The 22,246-nt window shown below is 46.0% G+C and carries 3 protein-coding genes; all 3 read left to right on the forward strand.

What is annotated here, in order from left to right; genetic code table 11:
- Positions 1 to 3: 3 nt before the first annotated feature.
- The gene (locus BAE31_RS13885) at positions 4 to 3,837 is read left to right on the forward strand and encodes a non-ribosomal peptide synthetase (protein ID WP_076840711.1); all 3,834 of its coding nucleotides are present in this window, start codon (positions 4 to 6) and stop codon (positions 3,835 to 3,837) included.
- Positions 3,838 to 3,900: 63 nt separating this feature from the next.
- Positions 3,901 to 14,034: a non-ribosomal peptide synthetase gene (locus BAE31_RS13890; RefSeq protein WP_076840712.1), complete on the forward strand. Its 10,134-nt coding sequence runs from the start codon at positions 3,901 to 3,903 to the stop codon at positions 14,032 to 14,034.
- Between the two features lie 14 nt (positions 14,035 to 14,048).
- Positions 14,049 to 22,244 carry a non-ribosomal peptide synthetase gene (locus BAE31_RS13895; protein ID WP_076840713.1) on the forward strand — a complete coding sequence of 2,732 codons (8,196 nt, stop codon included), beginning with the start codon at positions 14,049 to 14,051 and terminating at the stop codon, positions 22,242 to 22,244.
- Positions 22,245 to 22,246: the final 2 nt, after the last annotated feature.

A 22,246-nucleotide genomic window follows, 5' to 3' on the forward strand; every position in this document is an offset into this window, starting at 1 on the left:
TAGATGAGTCAATTTAAAAGGGATCAAGTTCAAGACATGTATTATCTGTCACCGATGCAAGAAGGAATGCTGTTTCATACCCTCCACCATCAGGAAAAGGGCTTTTATGTAGAGCAAATGGATATGAACGTTAAGGGCACACTGCGTTATGACTTACTTGAGAAAAGCATGAATATCATCGTGGAGCGGTACGATATTTTTCGTACCGTGTTTCTCCACGAAAAAGTAAAGCGCCCTGTTCAAGTTGTACTAAAGGAACGTCCTTTTACACTTGATGTTGTGGACTTGCAAGATCTTTCTGAAGACGAACGGCTTGAACGTATAGAGAAATTCAAACAACAGGATCAACTGAGAGGATTTGACCTCTCGAAGGATTCTCTCATGCGGGCATCTGTTTTCCAAACGGGCCCTGCCAGCTATCGCTGGATATGGAGCTATCATCATATCCTTCTGGATGGCTGGTGCTTTGGACTTGTGGTGCAGGAGTTATTTGCGATTTACCATGCACTTTTACATGACGTTCCTTACAAGTTAGAACCGGTCAAACCATATAAAGAATATATAAAGTGGCTGGAAAAACAAGATAAGCAAGCATCACTTCAATATTGGCAGCAATCATTAGCAGGATTTGATGGACAATCGACCTTTAAAAAGCAGCGGAAACAAACGAATGAACATGAATTAGGCGAAATTGAATGGTCCTTGAGCAAAGAAGAAACGGCCGCTTTATCAGAGTTAGCGCTGCAGCAAAATGCGACGTTAAGCAGTGCGCTTCAATCAGTCTGGTCGGTTCTGCTGAGCAGGTATCAGCGGTCAAATGATTTGCTGTTTGGAACAGTTGTGTCAGGACGTCCGGCAGATTTGGCTGGCGTTGACAGGATGGTTGGGTTGTTCATCAATGTCATCCCAAGAAGAATTCAGCTGACAGATCACATGACATTTCGTGCGCTCCTGTCAGAAACACAGCAGCATTCTCTTGCAGCCGAGCCGCACCAATATATTCCGATTTACGATATTCAGGCAAAGACAGGTCAGCAGCAGCTCATTGATCATATTGTCGTGTTTGAAAATGTCCCAGCCGCAAAGAAGGACGAGCAAGAAGCACGGTTAGGGTTCACGGTGGAGGACATGAATGTCTATGAAAAATCAAACTATGATCTCAATCTGCTCGCGTCGCCTGGAGAAGAATTACTATTGAAGCTGGCCTTTAACCAAAGAGCGTTTGATCCTCAATTTGTTCATAAGTTAAAGGAACAGCTCAGCCTATTGATAAATGAGGCGGTCAAGCATCCCGATCAATCGGTTCATACACTCCCACTCGTCACAAAACAGGAAAAACATCTGATTCTTGAGGAATGGAATGCACCTGAGCTTGAGCATGACCAGCTGTATTTATCGAAATGGTTTGAGCATAATGTCCGCAAACAGCCAAATGCAGTGGCGCTATCAGCAGAAGAGCAAACGATGACATATGCCGAGCTGAATGAACAAGCCAATCGATTGGCAAGACATTTGCAAAAAAATGGGGCCGCACATCAAACGGTCATCGCCATTTTAGCCGATCGAACGCCTGAACTCATTGTCAGTCTGCTTGCTGTCTTAAAAGCAGGCGCAGCCTATGTGCCAATTGATCCTGATTATCCAGAAAGCCGCATTCAATACATGCTTAAAGACAGCGGAGCGACGCATCTTCTGACTCACTCATCTTTTATTGGTCAGGCGAAGGGACTCGGGTTTGCTGGCACGTATCTGTTTGCAGATGATCAGGAGATTTCACTAATGAGCTCAGAGAATCTGCCGCTAGAAGCAGGTTTACACGATACGGCATATATCATGTATACATCAGGCACAACGGGTCAGCCAAAAGGCATCATGACAACCCATTCCAATATTGCCCGGGTGGTCAAAAATACGAACTACTTAACCATTTCAGAAACAGATACACTGCTTTCGCTATCCAACAGTGTATTTGATGGCTTTACCTTTGATGTATACGGTGCACTTTTAAACGGAGCAAAGCTTGTCCTGCCGAAAAAAGACACCATTTTAGATATGCACGAGCTGACGGAGCTGATTAAAAGAGAAAGCATTTCGGTCATGTTTGTTCCAACTGCTTTATTTAATCTTCTCGTTGATGAAGAAACTGATTGGATGCGCAGTGTGCGCAAGGTGCTGTTCGGAGGTGAGCGTGCATCTGTACAGCATGTGAGAAAAGCCTTTGATGTCATGGGGAAAGGCAGACTAATCAATGTCTACGGCCCAACTGAATCAACGGTTTTCGCCACCTATTATCCTGTAGATGAAGCTCCTCCGATCGAAGCGCATTCTATTCCAATCGGAAAGCCGATTAACCAAACGGGTGCTTATATATTGAGCCAGCAAGGACAGCTTCAGCCGATTGGAATGGTCGGAGAACTTTGTCTCAGCGGCAAAGGACTTGCGAAGGGGTATTTGAACCGTCCTGATCTGACAAAAGAAGCCTTTATCACACATCCATTTGCTGCGGGAGAAAGGCTGTATCGTACGGGTGATTTGGCTTATTTTCGAGCAGACGGTCTGATTGAGTATGCAGGCAGAGTGGATGATCAGGTGAAAATTCGCGGCCACCGAATTGAGCTGACAGAAATTGAAGCCCACCTTCTCATGCATCCAGGCGTAAAGCAAGCTGCCCTTATAACGGATCAGCATGGCTCGCAGCATACAAGACTGCTCGCCTATATGACGTGTGAGGAGGAGTGGAAGGACAAAGTGGATGTGATCAAGTCAGGGTTGAAGGAGAAACTTCCGGCTTACATGCAGCCTCATGAGCTGATCAGACTTGAGAAAATGCCGCTGACACCAAATGGAAAAGTTGATAAACGTCAGCTGCCAAAGCCGGAGACGCCTCAAGGAAACCGCCATGTGAAGCTTCCGGCCAATGAGGTAGAACAAAAGCTGCTTGTCATGTGGCGTGAAGTGCTTGAACGAGATGATATCAGTACAGATGATCATTTCTTTGAGCTTGGCGGACATTCTTTAAAAGCGATGTCGCTTTTATCAAAGGTGTCGAAGGAATTCGATGTTCAGGTGCCTATTCACTTGCTGTTTGAGACGCCGACAATTGAAGCCATCAGCCGTTATATTCAACAGCAGGATCACGAAGCTGCCGGCTATCTTGTATTCAATGAATCTCAAACCCCAACAGTCTTTGCTCTTCCGCCATTACCGGGCTACGGCTTTATCTATCAGGAAGCTGCCAAAACGCTTGATAGCGTTCGTTTGATAGCCTTTGATTTTATTGAAGCTGATCAACGCATGACGCAATACGTTCAGCATATTCAGCACCTTCAGCCTGAAGGGCCGCTGACTTTGATGGGCTACTCTGGCGGGTGCTACCTGGCCTTTGATCTCGTTCAATCGCTTGAAAAAGCAGGACGGACGGTGGAAAAGGTCATCATGATCGATTCCTATAAGAAAATTGGTGAAAGTGATTTAGAAGGACGATCCATTGATGACGATATCGCAGCGATTGTCCATCAATCAAAGCAAAGTGAACTTGCCCAAGAAGAGCTCGTTCAAGAAGCGCTTGCTCAAAAAACGCGGGCCTACTATGAAACATTTGTTAAGGGGGTGAATCAAGGAAAGATACAAGCAGATATTGATTTCATCCAATCAGAAGAGCAAATTGATGTTCCAGACTGGATGGATCATTGGGAAGAAGCGACGACCGGTGCTTATCGCTATTATCAAGGCTATGGTCAGCATGCTGACATGTTCAAAAACAAAGAATGTGCAGCTCAAAATGCCCACCTGATCCAAAAGATCGTCAATCAAAAAAATAGAGAAGCCGTTTTGTAAACTTTAGATCAGGCAGGGGTGCACATTAGCAGCCCTGCCTGTCAAAAAAGGAAAGGAACTCATATGAAACCATCAATTATGAACCAATCAAATGTACATGAATCAATGGATACGATTTTACAAGATGTACAGAGAACCATTTTACAAACCAACGAAATCGAACGCTTCGCTGTTTTTTCTCGGGAAAAAACCATTCGACCGCGGCCATATCACCTCTCTCATTTATTTCTCGACAATCACATGGAGCAGGAGGCCGCATCTGAATCGATACAGAAGCACACGGCTTCCCCTGCTTTAGCGGACATGCCGCCTGCCCTTTCCTATGGAGGGGATCTAGATGTTAAGGCAGGAGCCCAAACCTTGCAGGACGCCTTAACAGAGGCGGCAAAAACGACAAATGGGCTGACTTATATCGTCAATAGTGAAAATGAACTCACACAATCCTATGCGCAGTTAAAGGAGGATGCCGAGCGGGTTCTGACAGGTTTAAGGGCGCTCGGACTTGAACCGGGTGATCCTGTGTTCTTTCAGTTTTCATCCAATCATGCGATGGTAACCGCCTTTTGGGCGTGTGTGTTAGGCGGATTTGTTCCAACACTAGTGTCCGCTGCACCGACCTATCGGGAAATGAATGCCTCCGTGAAGAAACTTCATCATGCGTGGCACCTGCTGGAGCATCCGCTCATTTTAACAGATGACTCGCTGATTGATGAGGTGCAAGGCTTAGCTTTATTGTGGCATACAGACAAGTTACGTGTCGCAGCCGTTGAGCCGATGCTTTCTTTAGAAAGAGACATAGAAGCTTATCCCGCGTCACCGGATGATTCAGTCTTTTTTATCTTAACGTCTGGAAGTACAGGGATGCCCAAATGCGTAGAGCATTCTCATCGAAGCGTGCTGGCGAATGTCAAAGGAACAGTGGCAGCCAATCAATTTACAGAAGAGGATGTATCGTTAGACTGGATGCCTTTAGATCATATTGGCGGCATTGTGATGTTTCACCTTGTCAATGTATACACGGGCTGTGAGCAGGTTCGGGCAAGAACAGATGATTTTATCGCACAGCCGCTGCGCTGGCTTGACTGGATGGACCGCTACCGTGCAACGAAGACATGGGCGCCTAACTTCGCATTTGCGATGATCAATGATTATGAGAAAGACATTTCATCAGGATCTTGGGATCTTTCTGCTATGACCTGTATGATCAATGGGGCAGAAGCGGTCGTACCGAAGACGATTCACCGATTTTTACACTTGCTTGCTCCGCACGGCTTAAAGGGAGACGTCATTAGACCGGCATTCGGCATGTCTGAAATCTCTTCAGCCGTTGTCTTCTCTTTTGCGATAGAGCGGGGAGATGAAAGCAGCGGGGTTCTAACCTTTGAGGAAACATCACTCACAGAGCAGCTAAGACCAGCAGAGGCACGTGAGACAGGAACCGTCAGCTTTACAGAGCTGGGAAGACCAATTCCGGGGATCACGATTCGTATCGTGAATCATCAGCATGAGCTTCTTCCCGAAGATCATATTGGCAGTGTGCAAATTAAAGGGCCGACGACAATGAAGGGCTATTACAAGAATGACGAAGCGAATCAAGAAGTCTTTCAAACAGACGGCTGGTTTCACACGGGGGATTTAGGTTTTCTGCACGAAGGAAGGCTGACATTAACCGGTAGAGAAAAAGACATGATCATCATCAACGGGAAAAATTATCACAACTATGAAATAGAAGTCATTGCAGAGGAAGTACCCGGCGTCGAAACGAGCTTTGTAGCCGCTTGTTCCGCTCGGATGGAAGCATCTGCATCCGACGAGCTGATTCTCTTTTTTACACCGAAGCTGTATGAACCTTCTTATATCATGAGGGCAAGTCAGAATATCAAATCCCATATTGCAACAAAAATGGGGTTGTCTGCATCGCGCGTGATTCCTGTCCAGAAGCATGCCTTTCCGAAAACAAGCTCTGGAAAAATAGAAAGGGCACAGCTCAAGAAGCGATGGCAGGAAGGCGAATTCGATGAAATCATCAAGGAGCTGGACATCAGACTTGAAAATGAGCACACCTTGCCTGATTGGAGTCTACAAAAGAAGTGGACACCTGCTCCGCTTCATGAAGCGGAAAAACAAACAGAAGGGAATATGGTGATCTTTGCAGACACACTAGGGCTGGCAGATCAATTAAAATCCCTTTCAGGCAATGAGCAAACGTATATTACGGTTGAACCGGGTCAAGCATTCACACAACTTACACATACACACTTCATCATCCACCCGAATCGGCCGTCTGACTACGAACAACTCTTTGAGACGCTCCGTTCGTATGGCGTTTCGGTGAAACAAATCATTCACCTTTGGAACTACACAACTCAAGAAGACACACTTCATGCATCGTTGGCAAAAGAAGCGCAGAAAACCGGCAGTATGAGTGCATTATATGTAACAAAAGCGATCGCTGCTTATGAGGAGCCGGTAGAGATCACGTTTGTCTCTGCTCATGCGATGAATTTGCCGGAAGATCAAACACACGATGTGGAGAAAGCAACGACAGCAGGATTGATGACAGCTGTTCAGCATGAATGGCCGTTTATCAAGGTGCGGTGTCTTGATTTTTCTCTGATAGAACCGGATGCTGGCCGTTCTCATGCATCATTGATCATGACAGAGCTCACACATGACACAAGCCATCATATCGCCGCTTATCGCGAAGGTGTTCGTTATATTCCTCTTTTAATACCGTTTCATCTGGAAAAAGAACAAAGGATGAAGAAACCGCCATTTGAATCATCCGGGCTTTATGTGATGACAGGCGGGCTTGGTGGCATTGGGAGGATGCTTAGTGAGTACCTGCTGACATCCTATCAAGCGCATCTTGTGCTGGTTGGAAGAAAAGCGAGAGAGGCTTTATCTGCGGAGCAGCAAGACGTATTGATTTCACTTGAGAATCTAGCGGAAAAGCGCGGCGGCACAGTTCTTTATGAAAAAGTGGACATCACTGACGCACAAGCCATTGAAGCCCTGATCTCAAGAGAGGAAACGGCTTTAGGTGAAAGGCTTCATGGCGTTATTCATTTCGCTGGCATCATTCAAGAAGAGCTGCTTCGTGACATGACGTCTGTGTCATTACATGCGATGTACGAAGCGAAGGTATATGGCACGATTGCGCTTCATGAAGCAGCCTCTAAACGGCACAATGTCTTATTCCTTTCTAGCTCGTCAGCTCGAACGTTAAAGGGCGGGATGACCGTTGGCGCTTATTGCGCGGCCAATGAGTTCGTTGAACAATTTGCTCATTATCAGAGGCTGACATCTACTGTAAAGCCGTATTGCTTTAGCTTTAGCATGTGGGATGAGACCGGAATGAGTGAAGGCTCAATGATCAAAGGCATGCTAAAAGAAAGGGGCTATCTCCCGATTCCAAAGCGGGCGGGCATTCAAACAATGCTGGCATGCTTGATGACAGATGCTCCCCTCATTTATATCGGGCTGGATCGGTCGAAGCAGGAAATTCAAGAGATGATACAGGGGGAGATCCCAACAGAGCAGGCCGTATATGTCTTTTTCAAAACTGATCAAACAAAGGCTATTGAAGAAAGACTGTATCAATCCATTTATACGTGTATACAGTCTCGGCTATCTGGTGAATATTCCGTCCATCTATATCCTGAAGAATACTGGAAAGAAACAGAGGATGGGATGCCGGACGAAGAGTATTTCAATGAATTAATAGAGGAAAGCGGACATGCTGCAGAGGACAGAGTACCTCAAACCGAGACGGAAAAACTTTTGGCACATATTTGGTCCGAACTGCTTGATGTCTCAAACATCAGCTGTGGTGATCATTTCTTTCTACTCGGAGGTCATTCGCTCAAGGCAACGCAAATGCTGTCTGCTGTTAGGCAGAAAACTGGATTTGACGTGCCGCTCGCCGTTCTTTTTGAGCATACGAGACTCGGAGAGTTAGCGGACTGGATTGATTCACATGCCAAAGCCGATGAAGCGATTCCGATACGGAAAATAGAAAAGGGTCAGGAGCTTCCGATGTCCTATGCTCAGCAAAGACAGTGGTTTCTCTATCAATTACAGCCTGATCTGCCATTATACAATAATACGATTTCCTTTCGGATGAATGGACCTTTAAATGTAAAGGTGCTTCAGCGCAGCCTGCAGCAAATGGTGCAAAGGCATGAATCACTCAGAACATCTTTTGCAATGAACGGCGATGAACCGGTACAGATCATACATGAGCATATGACTCTTCCAGCGCTTGAGGTGGTCGATGTATCAGATTTGGCATCACAGGAAGAAAAAGAACAAAAAGCGGCTGAGTGGGCGAAAAAAGAAGCGGGCACACCTTTCCGCTTAGAGCATGATGCACTCTTTCGGGTGAAACTAATTCGGCTGTCAGAAACAGATCATTTGCTGCTGATGTCCATTCACCACATCGTGTCAGATGGCTGGTCGATTGGCATTGCCGCAAAGGAGCTGTCCGAATGGTATACAGCAATGATCGAGGGGAGGGAGCCTGATCTCTCACCGCTGCCGATTCAATATGCAGATTACGCACTTTGGCAGAAGGAGTATTTGACGGGAGAAACACTGCAGAAGCAGCTTTCCTATTGGAAGGAGCAATTTGCGGTACCTGTGGAAGAGTTGATGCTGCCGTATGACTACACGCGTCCGGCCGTTCAATCCTATAAGGGAAAAACGAAAAAATACCGCTTGTCGAAGCCGCTGTCTGACCAGCTGGCTGCTCTTTCTCAGAAAACAGACAGCACCCTTTATATGACATTACTTTCGGCTTTCTCTACCTTGCTGCATCGATTGTCTTCACAGGATGAGTTTGTCATTGGATCCGTCATTGCCGGGAGAAATCGGACGGAGATGGAGCAGCTCATCGGATTTTTCGTGAATACGCTGGCACTTCGGATCGATCATAGCGGGAATCCGGCTTTCACAGAGCTATTAGAGCGAGTGAAGGAAACAACAATGGGTGCCTATGAACATCAGGATGTGCCGTTTGAGATGGTCGTAGATGAGCTGAATATTGTACGTGAGGCTGGGAAGCAGCCGCTGTTTCAGGTCATGTTCGTTCTGCAAAACCTGCCCCTTGAAGCTTCTCCGATGGGTGAGGCGACATCTGTTTTAGCCATTGAAGATAATGATACGGCCAAATTCGATCTATCTCTGTTTGTTTTTGAAGGGGCGGAAGGTCTTCAATTAAAACTGGAGTATGATGCAGACTTATTTTCTGACGACACGATGGAACGGTTCCTTCGTTACTACGAGCAGCTGCTTGCATGTATTTGTGAAAATCCAGCACAGCCAATCAGACAAATGAATTACCTGCCAGAGAAAGAGAGGAATCAGCTGCTCTATGAATGGAGCGGCACAACAGATCAACCAGCAGGCCCGCTTCTCATCACAGAACGGTTTGAAGCGCAGGTGAAAAAGACACCTCATGCGATCGCCCTCGAATCTGGGGGAAAACAGTGGACGTATCAGGGGTTACAAGAGAAAGTCGACCGGCTTGCCGCTTATCTGCAGCAGCGAGGAGTGAAGCCGCATGAACCAGTAGGGCTTCTGATCGACAGGTCGCCTGAAATGATTTTTGGGGTGCTGGCGATTGTGAAAGCAGGCGGGGCCTATGTCCCAATTGATCCTGAATATCCAGAAGCACGCATTGATTATATGCTGAGGGATACAGGTATTCAGCTGTTATTGACAAAAAATGAATGGTTGAAACAAGTCTCGATCAGTCAAACCGAGCTCATTTGTCTTGATCAGGGGTATGAAGAGTTTTTATCAGAGGCAGAACTCAAGTCTGCTGCTTTAAAACCTGATGGACTCGCTTATATCAATTACACATCAGGATCAACCGGTCAGCCAAAAGGGGTTTTAATTCCGCATCAAGCGGTCATCCGGCTTGTATGTGAAACAGATTATGTCACCCTTCATGAACAAACGCGTATTTTACAAATCGCGAGCTTTTCCTTTGATGCCTTTACGTATGAAATATGGGGAGCCCTGCTCAACGGGGGAAGGCTGATACTGACCGATCGAAATACGATCTTATCAATGGATACACTGGCTGACACGCTGACATCTCACAAGATCACAACAGGATTTCTGACAGTGCCGCTGTTTAACCGATTAACAGAGGAACATCCAGAAGCTTTATCTGGATTCGACGCCTTATTGGTCGGTGGTGATGCTTTGTCAGCTGCTCATATCCGTAAAGCGTTGCCGTATCTGCCTGAAGGTCTTTTAAACGGCTATGGACCAACTGAGAATACGACGTTCTCCTGTGTGCATCACATTCGAGCAGTGGATGAGGGGCAGACTTCGGTTCCTATCGGTCAGCCAATTGCGTATTCACAGGCCTATGTACTAGACGACCAGCTGCAGCCGGTTCCGCAAGGTGTCATTGGAGAGATCTACGTAGGCGGTACAGGCCTTGCACTCGGTTACCTTGGAGATGAAGAAAAAACATCGCAATCATTTATCCCGCATCCTTTCCAAGAAGGAGCGCGTTTATATAAAACAGGCGATATGGGCCGCTGGCTGCCAAACGGCATCATCGACTGCCTTGGAAGAATCGATCATCAAGTGAAAATTCGCGGACACCGCGTCGAATGCGGAGAAATTGAAGCCGCCATGCTGCGCTTTGATGACATCATAGAATGTGCGGTCATTCCGCATCAGCATGAGAGTGGTCATAAGCGATTGATCGGTTATTTTGTCCAAAAGGGCAGCATGACCACGCAAGACATTCGCCATCAATTAAAAGAAATACTGCCAGATTATATGGTGCCAAGCCTATTAATAGAGCTGGAGGAACTCCCGCTCACGGCAAATGGCAAGGTAGATCAAAAACGTCTCCCGCCGCCAGAGTGGAGACAGGAAGAAGTGGACAAACCGGCTTACAGGGCACTCAGTGAGGAAGAACGCGTACTGGAAAAAGTGTGGACTCAGCTGCTCGGTACGCCTTCGATTGGCGTACATGATAACTACTTTGAGCTTGGCGGAGATTCGATTATTGTCATACAAATGGTGGCGCGCTTAGCACAGGAAGGCTATGTCATTCAGCCGAGAGATGTATTTGAAAAACAGACGATTTCACAGCTGGCACTTGCTATGAAAAGGTCAGATGCTGCTGCGTTCTATGATCAGTCGCCTGTCACAGGAGATGTTCGTCTGCTTCCAATCCAATCATGGTTCTTTGAGCAATCAATGACAAACCAAGATTATTGGAATTTATCAGCGCATATGGAATTCAAGCAATCCATACAGCTAAAGCAGCTGACACAGGTTCTCTCAAAAATTGTCGATCATCACGATATGCTGAGAGCGATGTATACAAAAACAGCAGATGGATCATGGATTCAAACCATTCGTGCGCCTGGCATCACCCCTTGTGTCACCTTCTTTGATTTGACGGATGTTTCTCATGAGGAAGCGCTGGAACAAATCCGCATGGAGACCACCGCTTGTCAAGGAACGTTGTCATTAGAGCGGGGAGAATTAATCAAAGCCATTCTTTTTCACACAAGTGATGGTACGTCTGAACTCTTTATCGCAGCCCATCATCTTGTAATGGATGGAATCTCATGGCGCATCATACAGGAGGACCTATTAAATGGACTGAAGCAGCTTGCGGCAGGGCAGGAAATCGTGCTTGCAAAGAAAACTGCGTCCTATCAGCAGTGGGCAGAAGCTCTCTATGAATATGCACAAACCGATGAATTACAAGAGCAGGTTCCTTTTTGGCAAAAGATCACGAGCCAAGAGGAAGAGGGTTCTCCTTTTCAAACACCTGCGCTTTTCAATATAGAAGAACATGCAGAGATTTTGTCTGTTCAATTGACGAAGGATCAAACAGATATTTTACTAAGGCAGGCATCACAAGCGTACCGAACAGAGGTAAACGATTTACTCTTATCCGGACTCACGCAAGCCGTTGGAAAGCCGCTGCTCATAACGTTAGAAGGGCACGGACGCGAGGATTTATTTGAACAGATGGATTTGTCACGAACAGTCGGATGGTTTACAAGCTCTTATCCTATTTTTATTCCTTTTATTCAAACCGATATTCAGAGACAAATCAAAGATGTCAAAGAAACCTTAAGAGCTGTGCCGCAAAAGGGAATCGGCTATGGCTTGCTTCAATATATGACAGCATCTCGTTTACTCAAAGAGGCCGCGCCGCAGATGAGCTTTAATTATCTTGGACAGTTAGATCAAATAGACGGTGAAGCACATCTTTATTTAGCAGATGAACGAAATGGACATGTACATGATCCAAAAGCAGAAAGACAGCATTTGATCGATGTATACGGATATGTTGTGAACGGTCAGCTTCAGATGAATTTTATGATCCATCGGGAACTGCTTCAGTATGAAGAGGTGCGCTTGTTACCTGAACGGTTCAAAGAAAAAATGGAGGATATTCTGACGCATTGTGTAGAGACAAAAGGCGGCTTTACGCCATCTGATTTTCCAATGGTTCAGCTGACGCAAAAGCAAATCGAAGAACTGCCAGACAATGTAGTGGATGTGTATCCACTATCTCCAATGCAGCAAGGGATGCTGTTTCATGCTCTATTAGATCAAGCGTCACAGGCGTATTTTGGTCAAGTGCATATGACACTCGTAGGCTTAACGGACGGCGCAGCCTATGAAAAGGCCTGGAATCTGCTTGTAGAGCGGCATTCGATTTTGCGGACAACATTTGCTTGGGAAGGGCTAAAGGAGCCTGTTCAGTTGATTCAATCAGAAGGAAGCATTCATCTCACTCAGCACGATGTGCGCCACCTGAGCGAAACGGATCAGAAGGAAGCCATTCAGCAATATTTGCAAACAGATCGTTTAAAGGATTTCAAACTAGAAGATACGGATGAACCGCTGATTCGTATTGCTTTATTCCATCGTGATGAAAACACATGCACGTTTGTTTTTAGCTTTCATCATATTTTAATCGATGGCTGGAGCTTGTTCAGTTTTATTGAAGAATCCTTTTCTTTATACCGCTCTCTTGTGGATGAACGGGAGGTGGATCTTCCTGCTGTACGTCCATATAAAGATTTTATCGAGTGGCTGCAAAAGCAGGATCAAGAGAAGGCGCTAGAGTTCTGGAAAGGTTATATGTCAGGAGTAGAGGAGGCTACACCGCTTCCAGGAGACGGCGGGCATGCTTCGGATGAAGAAGCAGGTGTTGATCAGCTAAGTATCAAACTAACGCCCGAGATGCAGCAGAAACTCGAAAAGATGACAGGCGCGCAGAAGGTGACAATGGGCACATTGATTCAAACAGCATGGGGGCTGCTTTTGCATCTTCATTCAGGATCAGAGGATGTTGTGTTCGGAGTGACAGTATCAGGACGGCCGGCGGATTTACCACAGGTTGAAAGCATGACAGGGCTCTTTATTAACACATTGCCGCTCCGTTTGCCGATCACGCCAGAGTGTACCATTTCCAAGCTGCTGGCACATACGCAGGAAACAGTTTTTCAGATGCGGGAATTCGAATATACCGTACTGCCGGATATTCAGCAGCTGACCCACATTCCGAATGGAGATTCATTGTTTAACAGCATTGTCGTGTTTGAAAACTATCCGATTGAATCTATCGAACCATACGGAGTACGCATTTTAGACATTGCGAGTCATGAAGAAACGAACTATGACCTGACCCTTGTGGCAGTTCCAGGAGATACGCTGGAGCTTCGGGTCACATATCGCTTCAATCAATATACAGAAAAGCAAATACAATCGCTGATGCAGCAGTTGATCCACACACTTGAAGCGATGACAGAACAAATGGAGACACCCCTCTCTTCCTTCACAATCGTGACGAATGAAGAAAAAGAGCGGATGATCACCGATTGGGCGAAAAATGCACAAGTCAGCGTGCTGTACCCAGATCAAGAAGAGGTCTATTCAGGTGTGCATGATCCTTCCTGTGAGACGGAAATATATGTCCTGAGCGAAGAGCATCAGCTCATGCCGGTAGGATTTCCTGGAGATATTTTTATCGGCGCAAAGGACATCAAAGCATTTTGCGGGGAGCTTGCCGATTGGATGGAGACGCATAAAATTCCGCATCCATTCAAACATCAAACTGGCGAATACCTTTATCCGACAGGGGATGTCGGCGTTTGGACTGAAGAAAACAAGATTCAGATTTTGGATTGGATGTAGGAGGAGAAGAAACGATGTTAGTGAGTAGACGAAAAGGACATGCAGCAAATCATATCGTCAGAATCAACGGAAAACGAATGGATCTCAAAGCATTAGAGCAAGTCATGATGCTTCATTTTCCGCTTAAGGAATGTGCAATCATTCCGAAGAAAAATCAAGAAGGCAGTCTATCGCTTGTGCTATTTGCACAGGCGAAGGACCCTTCGCTGACAAGAGAGGATCTGATGAAAGGTCCGCTTCATCCTCATGAAGTGCCAGCCGCTCTCGTCTTATTACCTTCTTTGCCAAAGACAGAAAGTGGAGCAGTCGACAAAGAGGCACTGCTTTCAATTGAAATCATAGATCAAGAGGAACTAAGAAAGATAGAAGAACGCACCAAAGCTATAGATGGTGTAGAGGAAGCGGCTGCTTTCATTGAAAGTCAGCCAGAAAAACGAACGCCCTATCACTTAGATGATCTGTTTCCTGATCGACAGCGTACCCAAGGGAATGTACCGCTTTCGAAAAGTGAAGCGAGCGAAGCAAAACCATCATCTCTACATGAGAAGCCGCCTGCACTTGTGTATGGCGGAGATGTGATCAAAAAACCAGGCACACCTGTCACGCTGACAGAGGTGCTGATTCGATCAGCCTTTATGTCACCAGACCGCGGGGTGACTTATTTGAAAGAAGGCGGGCGTACGTTGACCCAAACCTATCCTGAATTACTAACTAGCGCTGAACGCGTTCTGTCCGGTTTAAGGGCAGCAGGACTCTCAAACGGCGATCAAGTGTTACTTCAATTGAAAGAGCATCAAGATTTTATCACGGTGTTCTGGGGCTGTATTCTCGGAGGAATCATTCCGACCCCAGTCTCTGTGCCGCCTGTTTATGATGAAATGAATCAAGGTGTGAATAAGCTGAAGGGCGTGTTTCAGCTGCAAAATGAACCTTTCATTATTACGAATGAAGCAAGTGCTGAGGACATTGCTGGGCTGCGTGAAGCATTTGAAACGAAGGTCATGCCTATCTTAACAATTGAAGCGTTGCTGGCGTATGAACCAGATGAACAGCATTATGAGCCAGAGCCGGATGAGCCTGTGCTGCAGCTGCTGTCTTCAGGAAGTACGGGTGTACCAAAGTGTATCCGTCATCATCATCAAAGCATTTTATCTAGAATTATGGCCTTTGAGCAGGTAAACGGCTTTACACATGAGGATGTGTCGCTTAACTGGATGCCGCTTGATCATGTTGGTGGAATTGTTATGTTTCATGTACATGACGTCTACCTTGGCTGCCAGCAGATTAGTCCATCCATCGATCAATTTATCGAGCGGCCGATGGTGTGGCTGGATTGGGTAGAAACATACGGTGTCACAAGGACATGGGCACCAAACTTTGCCTTTGCCATGATGAATGAATATGAAGACGACATTCGTAAGGGAAACTGGGACCTGTCCACTCTGACTTATATCATGAATGCAGCCGAAGCGGTTGTTCCGAAAGTCACGCAGCGCTTCATGCACATCATGGGGCAGCACGGATTAAGCCGTCATGCGATGGTACCTGCTTACGGTATGTCAGAAACATCCTCAGCCATTGTTCAGTCAAAGAAATTTATGCGGAACAGTGAACAGGATGGACAGCTGACGATTGATCAGACCTCGTTAACAAGTGAGATCGAATATGTGACGCACGATCATCCGAACAAGATGACGTTTACAGAAGTCGGCACGCCGATTCCGTCTGTATGGATTCGAATTGTAGATGAGCATCACGAGGTGCTGCCAGAAGATCAGGTTGGGCGCTTGCAGGTGAAGAGTCCAACAATTATGATGGGCTACTATCAAAATGAGGAAGCCAATCAAGAAGTATTTGCGGAAAACGGCTGGTTTCACACAGGGGATTTAGGTTTTATTCATGAAGGGCGTCTCGTTCTGACAGGTCGAGAAAAAGACATCATTGTGATCAACGGCGCAAACTATTTGAATTACGAAATTGAAGCGGTTGTAGAAGAAGTGGACGGGGTTGAAGTCACCTTTGCCGCTGCGTACGGCATTTATAATCCCGAATCAAGCAATGACACGCTTGCCGTCTTTTTTGTCTCACAAAGGGATTCAATAGAGGAACAAATCGCAATAATTCAACAGATGAGAGAGGCTATCATTCGAAAAATCGGAATAGAGCCTGATCACATCATTCCGGTGAAAAAAGACCAATTTCCAAAAACGGAAAGTGGGAAAATCCAGCGTGCCCAGTTAGGCGCAGCACTAAAAGATGGAGCCTTCCGTGACATTGAACAGGCACTGGATCTTGCTTCTGAAAATGAACAAACACTCCCAGACTGGTTTTTCAAACGCATTTGGGCTAAGGAGCATATCGGTCCAACTCAGCCTATTGCTGACCATGTACTCGTTTTCGAGGATGAAAAAGGACTTTATCAATCGCTTTACGCACAATTTGAGCAAAAGAATCAGCCATATATTTCTGTGAGAAAAGGGCATGAATTTTTGCGTCTGTCCAAAGGGATGTACCAGATAAATCCGAGAATCAAGGGGGATTACGTCAGGCTCGTTGCCGCACTTGAAGCAGATGAACTAAAGATCGGGCGCATGCTCCATCTGTGGAATGTGTCAGACAAAGAAGACATCGTTGATCCTGCGCAGTTCAAAGAGCTGCATGCCAGCACGGGTCAATCCATTTTGTACTTGTATCAAGCATTGAGACAAGCAAATAAAGAGCCCATCCGTCTTGTCGTTGTGACAAAAGGCGGTCAATTTGTGAAGCCTGAAGACGATCTTCATGTGGAGAAAACGTCCCTTGTAGGTCTGCTAAAAACCATTCCGCAAGAATGGGAAGGAGCAGAGGTGTCTCATCTTGATATTGAAGCGGAGAATGTAGAACAGGATGCCAAGCATATTGCGGAAGAATTGTCTGCGATTCTTATAAAAGCAGAGGTTTCTTACCGAAATGGGGACAGATTCGTACCAAAGCTTGAAAAAGTCAATATGATCGAAGCGCCTCAAACAGAAGGGTTTTTAGAATATGAAGGTCTTTATTTATTGACTGGAGGACTTGGCGGTATTGGGTTTGAGCTGTCTAAGCAGATGCTCCAATTTGGCTTAAAGCTCGTCTTGATCGGACGGACATCTCTGGAAGACAGCTTGGAAAAGAAAGAAGCCTTCTCACAGCTAAAAGATGTTGGTGACGTCATTTATATCCAAGCAGATGTGACCAACTTAAGTGACGTCGAGCAGGCGATTTATGAAGCAGAAAAGCATTTTGGACAATCAATTCGGGGTGTGCTGCATTTAGCCGGTGCTGGCAATGTGTCTGAACATTTTCAGCAGGCGGACAAGTATTCACTGGCTCATACGTCAGAAGAGGATTTCACAAAAGAAATGTCAGGGAAAGCAGACGGGGCATGGGTCCTGCAGGAAGCCTTTAAGTATGATCCGACAGTACCGTTTGTCTTTTTTGGATCGGTCAATGGCTTTTTTGGCGGCACAACATTTGGGGCATACTCTGCGGCCAACAGCTTTTTAGATGGACTCGCGCACGCTCTCACCTTTCAAGAAGGAAGACGAGCAATCTCTTTGAACTTCAGTATGTGGGATAATCTCGGTTTGTCTAAGGGGCATACCGGAGCAGCTCTCACCGTTCGCAAGGGATTTCAATTGATTGGAAAGAAACAAGGTCTCCATTCATTATGTTTAGGTGTTCGGCTCAATGAAGCGCATCTGTTTATCGGTCTGGACGGAGCAAATCCAGACATCGCCGGGTATCTTCAGCCAGCTCCAATACCGGTCTTTGAGAAAAAGCTTTTTTACACCGTTCAGCCTGGCAAAGAAGTGCATGTTGAAGAGATCACGAGCGTCTCAGAAGGCAAATGGGACATTCAGCAAGTACAGGAAATACCGAAAAAGCAAGATGGCTCTATTGATCATGAAGCACTCAAATTGAATCATGACAAAAACGTCCAAAGCCTTGAAAAGCAATTGCCAGAAACGAAGACAGAGCAGCTTCTTGCCGCCATATGGGAGGACATTTTAGATGTAGATCGCGTGTACAAAGAGGATCAATTCTTCGATCTTGGCGGACATTCACTAAAGGCAACTCAAACCATTTCCCGGATCAATCATGAATTTTCAATGAAGGCGCCTTTAAAAATATTATTTGAAAGCAAGCATCTGGCACATCTGGCGCAAATGGTTGATGACATCAAAGGGGCGCCAGCCGTTCAGGAAGCTAAAATTCCAAAGCTTGAAAAGCAAACAAGCTATGAACTGTCACATGCCCAGAAGCGTATTTGGTTCTTATCCACATTAGAAAAGAGCCATCATTACAATATATTAGGTGCTTGGAAGCTGACAGGACCATTACACATTCAAGCATTAACAAAAGCGATTGGCCTTTTAACAAAGCGGCATGAAGCACTTCGGGCAGTATTTAAATCACTTGGCGGCAAGCCGGTGCAACTTATTCGTGAAGACCTTCCGCCATCTGTGACAGTGGCAAATTTCTCATTATTTAATGAAAAAACAAGAGCGAGAAGACTCAAGCAGCTCATTCAGCAAGAGGCAGAACGTGTCTATGATTTAGAAAGAGGGCCTCTTGCGCAGTGGACGATAGTAGATATGGGCAAGGAGGAGTATTATCTCCTTTGCGCGCAGCACCACATCATTTCAGATGCATGGTCACTCAGCCTGCTCATTCAGGAATTAGAAGTGGCATATGACGCGCTGCTTGCAGATGAAACGCCGCAGCTCCCAGCCTTAGAAATCGAATGGACAGATTATGTACATTGGGAAAATGAACAATTAAAGCATCATCAAGAAGACCAAACCTATTGGCTCAATACGTTACAAGGTGAACTTCCAGTGCTGGAGCTGCCGTTTGACCGTCCTCGTCCGCCGGTTCAAACATTTAACGGTGCTACAGAGCAAATCGTACTGGATGAACCGCTTATCCGCCGCTTGCAGGCTTTGTCCAAGCAGCAGGGCACGACCTTGTTCATGACGATGCTGTCCGCGTACTACGTCCTGCTTCACAAACTGTCCGGACAGACAGATATCATCATTGGATCGCCTATCGCGGGTCGGGATGCCAAGCAATCAGAGCAGCTCGTTGGGATGTTTGTGAATACACTTGCGCTGAGACAGGATGTCTCAACAGCAGAGACGTTTGCTGATCTTTTGGAAAACGTGAAAGAGATGACATTAAAAGCGTTTGAGCATCAGCATTATCCATTTGACAAGCTTGTCGATGACCTTTCGTTAGATCGAGATTTAAGCCGGTCACCTATTTTTCAGGCGGCCATGGGGTATGTCACCGATTCGCTCGATGTAAACCTTAAAGGGCTGACAAGTGAACATGTGATGATCCATCATACAGTATCTAAATTTGATCTCACCCTGCATGTATTTGAACAGGAAGAGCAGCTGTCCATTCATGTGGAATACAATACGGATTTATTTGATCAAGAGACCATTCATCGTTATATGAACTATTATCTCCATGTGCTAGATGGCATGACGGCTCAGCCTGAGCGTACATTTGCTGATTATTGCTTAATGAACAAAGCGGAACAGGCGGCCATGATTCTAGGGAAAAATCAAACAAATACGCCATATCCAAAGCGGACGCTTCAAGAATTGTTTGAAGAGCAGGTGCAGCGTGATCCGCATCGTATTGCCTTGTCCTATATGGATGAACACATGACGTATGAGGCCTTGGATAAGAAGGCGACAAAGCTTGCTGCTTACTTGCAGTCAAAAGGAATTGGAGCAGGCTCCCTTGTACCGATGCTATTTGATCGCTCCTTTGACATGATTGTGTCGGTCCTAGGAATCATCAAATCTGGTGCTGCATATGTTCCGATGTCACCTGAATATCCTGATGCACGCATCCGTCTCATTGTTCGTGATACGCAAAGCGATGTGATCATCACTCAGTCTCATCTTGCAGATCGTCTAGTAGGCTTTACAGGTACAAGGATTATCATGGACAAGCCAATACCAGAAACAAATGCAGGTTATCAAAGAGAATCATCGATTATAGGTAAAGACCAGATCGCCTATGTCAATTACACATCAGGCTCAACAGGTACACCAAAAGGCGTGATGCTCCCTCATGCAGGAGTTGTCCGCTTAGTTAGAGAAACAAACTATATCAAGCTCGGTCCAGATGACAAAATGCTTCAGCTCTCAAACTATGCTTTTGATGCTTTTACATTTGAATTATGGGGGATGCTGCTGAATGGCGGTCAGCTGATTCTGCTCCCAAAATATGCAGCACTGAATATGGAAGAATTAACGCAATTCATCAAAACGTATCAAGTGACAGCCAACTGTCTGCCAACCGCTTTATTTAATCGACTGGTAGAGCACGATCCGAAAAGTGTGGCAGGCTACCGCACATTACTCGTTGGCGGGGAAGCCATGTCTAGTGAGCATGCACGAAAGGCACTGCCGCATATGGAAGGTGTGCTCGTCAATGCTTACGGTCCAACAGAAAACACGACATTAGCCACAACACATCAAGTCACACACGTGCCAGCAGGCGCAAAATCAGTTCCAATTGGTGTGCCGGTGTCGAACTCAACTGTTGTCATACTGGACGAAGCGCTAAACCCAGTACCAGCAGGCGTCAAAGGAGAAATTTATATCGGTGGAACTGGCCTTGCTAAAGGCTACCTTCATGATCCAGAGCAGACAAAGGAGCGGTTTATTGACAATCCTTTTCCTGAACTAAAGGGAGACAAGCTGTATCGTTCAGGCGACCTTGGTACATGGCGGTCAGATGGCACCATTGAATATCTCGGCCGAAAAGATCACCTGGTGAAAATTAGAGGCTACCGGATTGAATGCGGAGAAATTGAGACAGCCCTGCTCAAGCATCCACAAGTCAAAGAATGTACAGTCATCGCCAAAACGTATGGCAGCTCAAAACGGCTGGCGGCCTACCTTGTAACAAACGGAGAAAACCCTGTTCCGGGCTGGAAAGCCTTTTTGCAGGAAAGCCTGCCAGGCTATATGATACCAAGTTACTTTGTCGTACTGGATGAAATGCCGGTGACAACGAACGGAAAGGTTGATCAAAAAGCATTGCCAGAGCCAACAGAAACAATTTCCCTTTCCCATGATGACGACAAACCGGTCACCGAAACGGAGGAGCGGATTGTCGCAGCTTTCAAGGAAGTGCTTGGTGTGAAGCAAGTAGGTATGCATGACTCCTTCTTTGATCTGGGCGGCGATTCCATTATGAGTATTCAGGCTGTGGCCAAATTAAAAGAAAAAGGTGTTCGTGTTGATCCAAAATGGATTTTCATGCACCCGGCGCCTGCGCAATTAGCCGCACATTTGGACGCAGTGCCAGAAGCCGCTGAGAACGTCGAAAGGTCTCCGAAGGACTACGTGATCGAGCTGAAAAAAGGCGATCCAGCCGAACCGAGAATATTCTTCGCGCCGCCTGCTGGTGGAACGGTGATGGGCTATATCGATGTTGCTAAGCTCATGACACATCAAGGCGCTGTGTACGCCTTGCAGTCTCCTGGCCTATATGAGGATGAAGAGCCGCAATTCCTCCATTATACGGAGCTTGTGACCCTTTTTATTGAAGCCATTGAGACGTTCTACCGTCCGGGCATTGACTATCTCGCAGGGCATTCAATGGGCGGGCATCTTGCCTACGGAATGAATCAGCGGCTCTGCCATGCAGGAAAAGCACCGAAAGGACTCATCATTTTAGATACGGTGCCAGTGCTAAGAGATGAGGCAGATCAGGCACTTCATGCCGATATGAACGAAGAAGAAGTGAAAATGCTCGCGCTTGTCCTTGGAATGGGGAACCTGGTCGGCATTCAGCCAGAAGCTTTACAAGGATTGAGCTTCCAAGAAGTGAAGCAGAAAATCCTCAAAGAGGCAGAAAAGGATGAAGTTGTTCATCAATTCATGAATGATCAATATTTAGATAAATATTTACAAATGCAAACGCATAATACGATCATGTCACAAGCCATTGAATTAGAAAAAGAACCATTCCCTGTGCCATTTTATATTGTCCAAAGCAGTGATCACGCAAGCGATTTCCAGAAGAAGTTCGCAGATTGGGAGGCTTATACGAAAGAGTCGTGCTCGTATTACCACATCAAAGGCGACCATGTCACCATGATGAAAAGACCGCAGGCAGATGAACTGGCACGGATTCTTCAAACGATTATAAAGGGGTAAAG

This window comes from Bacillus sp. I-2 (genome assembly GCF_001974945.1).
Taxonomy (GTDB): Bacteria; Bacillota; Bacilli; order Bacillales; family Bacillaceae; genus Bacillus; species Bacillus safensis.

What these genes read in the sequence shown, in the direction of transcription:
- BAE31_RS13890 (WP_076840712.1), top strand. Translation starts at nt 3,901, where the DNA reads ATGAAACCATCAATTATGAACCAATCAAATGTACATGAATCAATGGAT.
- BAE31_RS13895 (WP_076840713.1), top strand. Translation starts at nt 14,049, where the DNA reads ATGTTAGTGAGTAGACGAAAAGGACATGCAGCAAATCATATCGTCAGA.
- BAE31_RS13885 (WP_076840711.1), top strand. Translation starts at nt 4, where the DNA reads ATGAGTCAATTTAAAAGGGATCAAGTTCAAGACATGTATTATCTGTCA.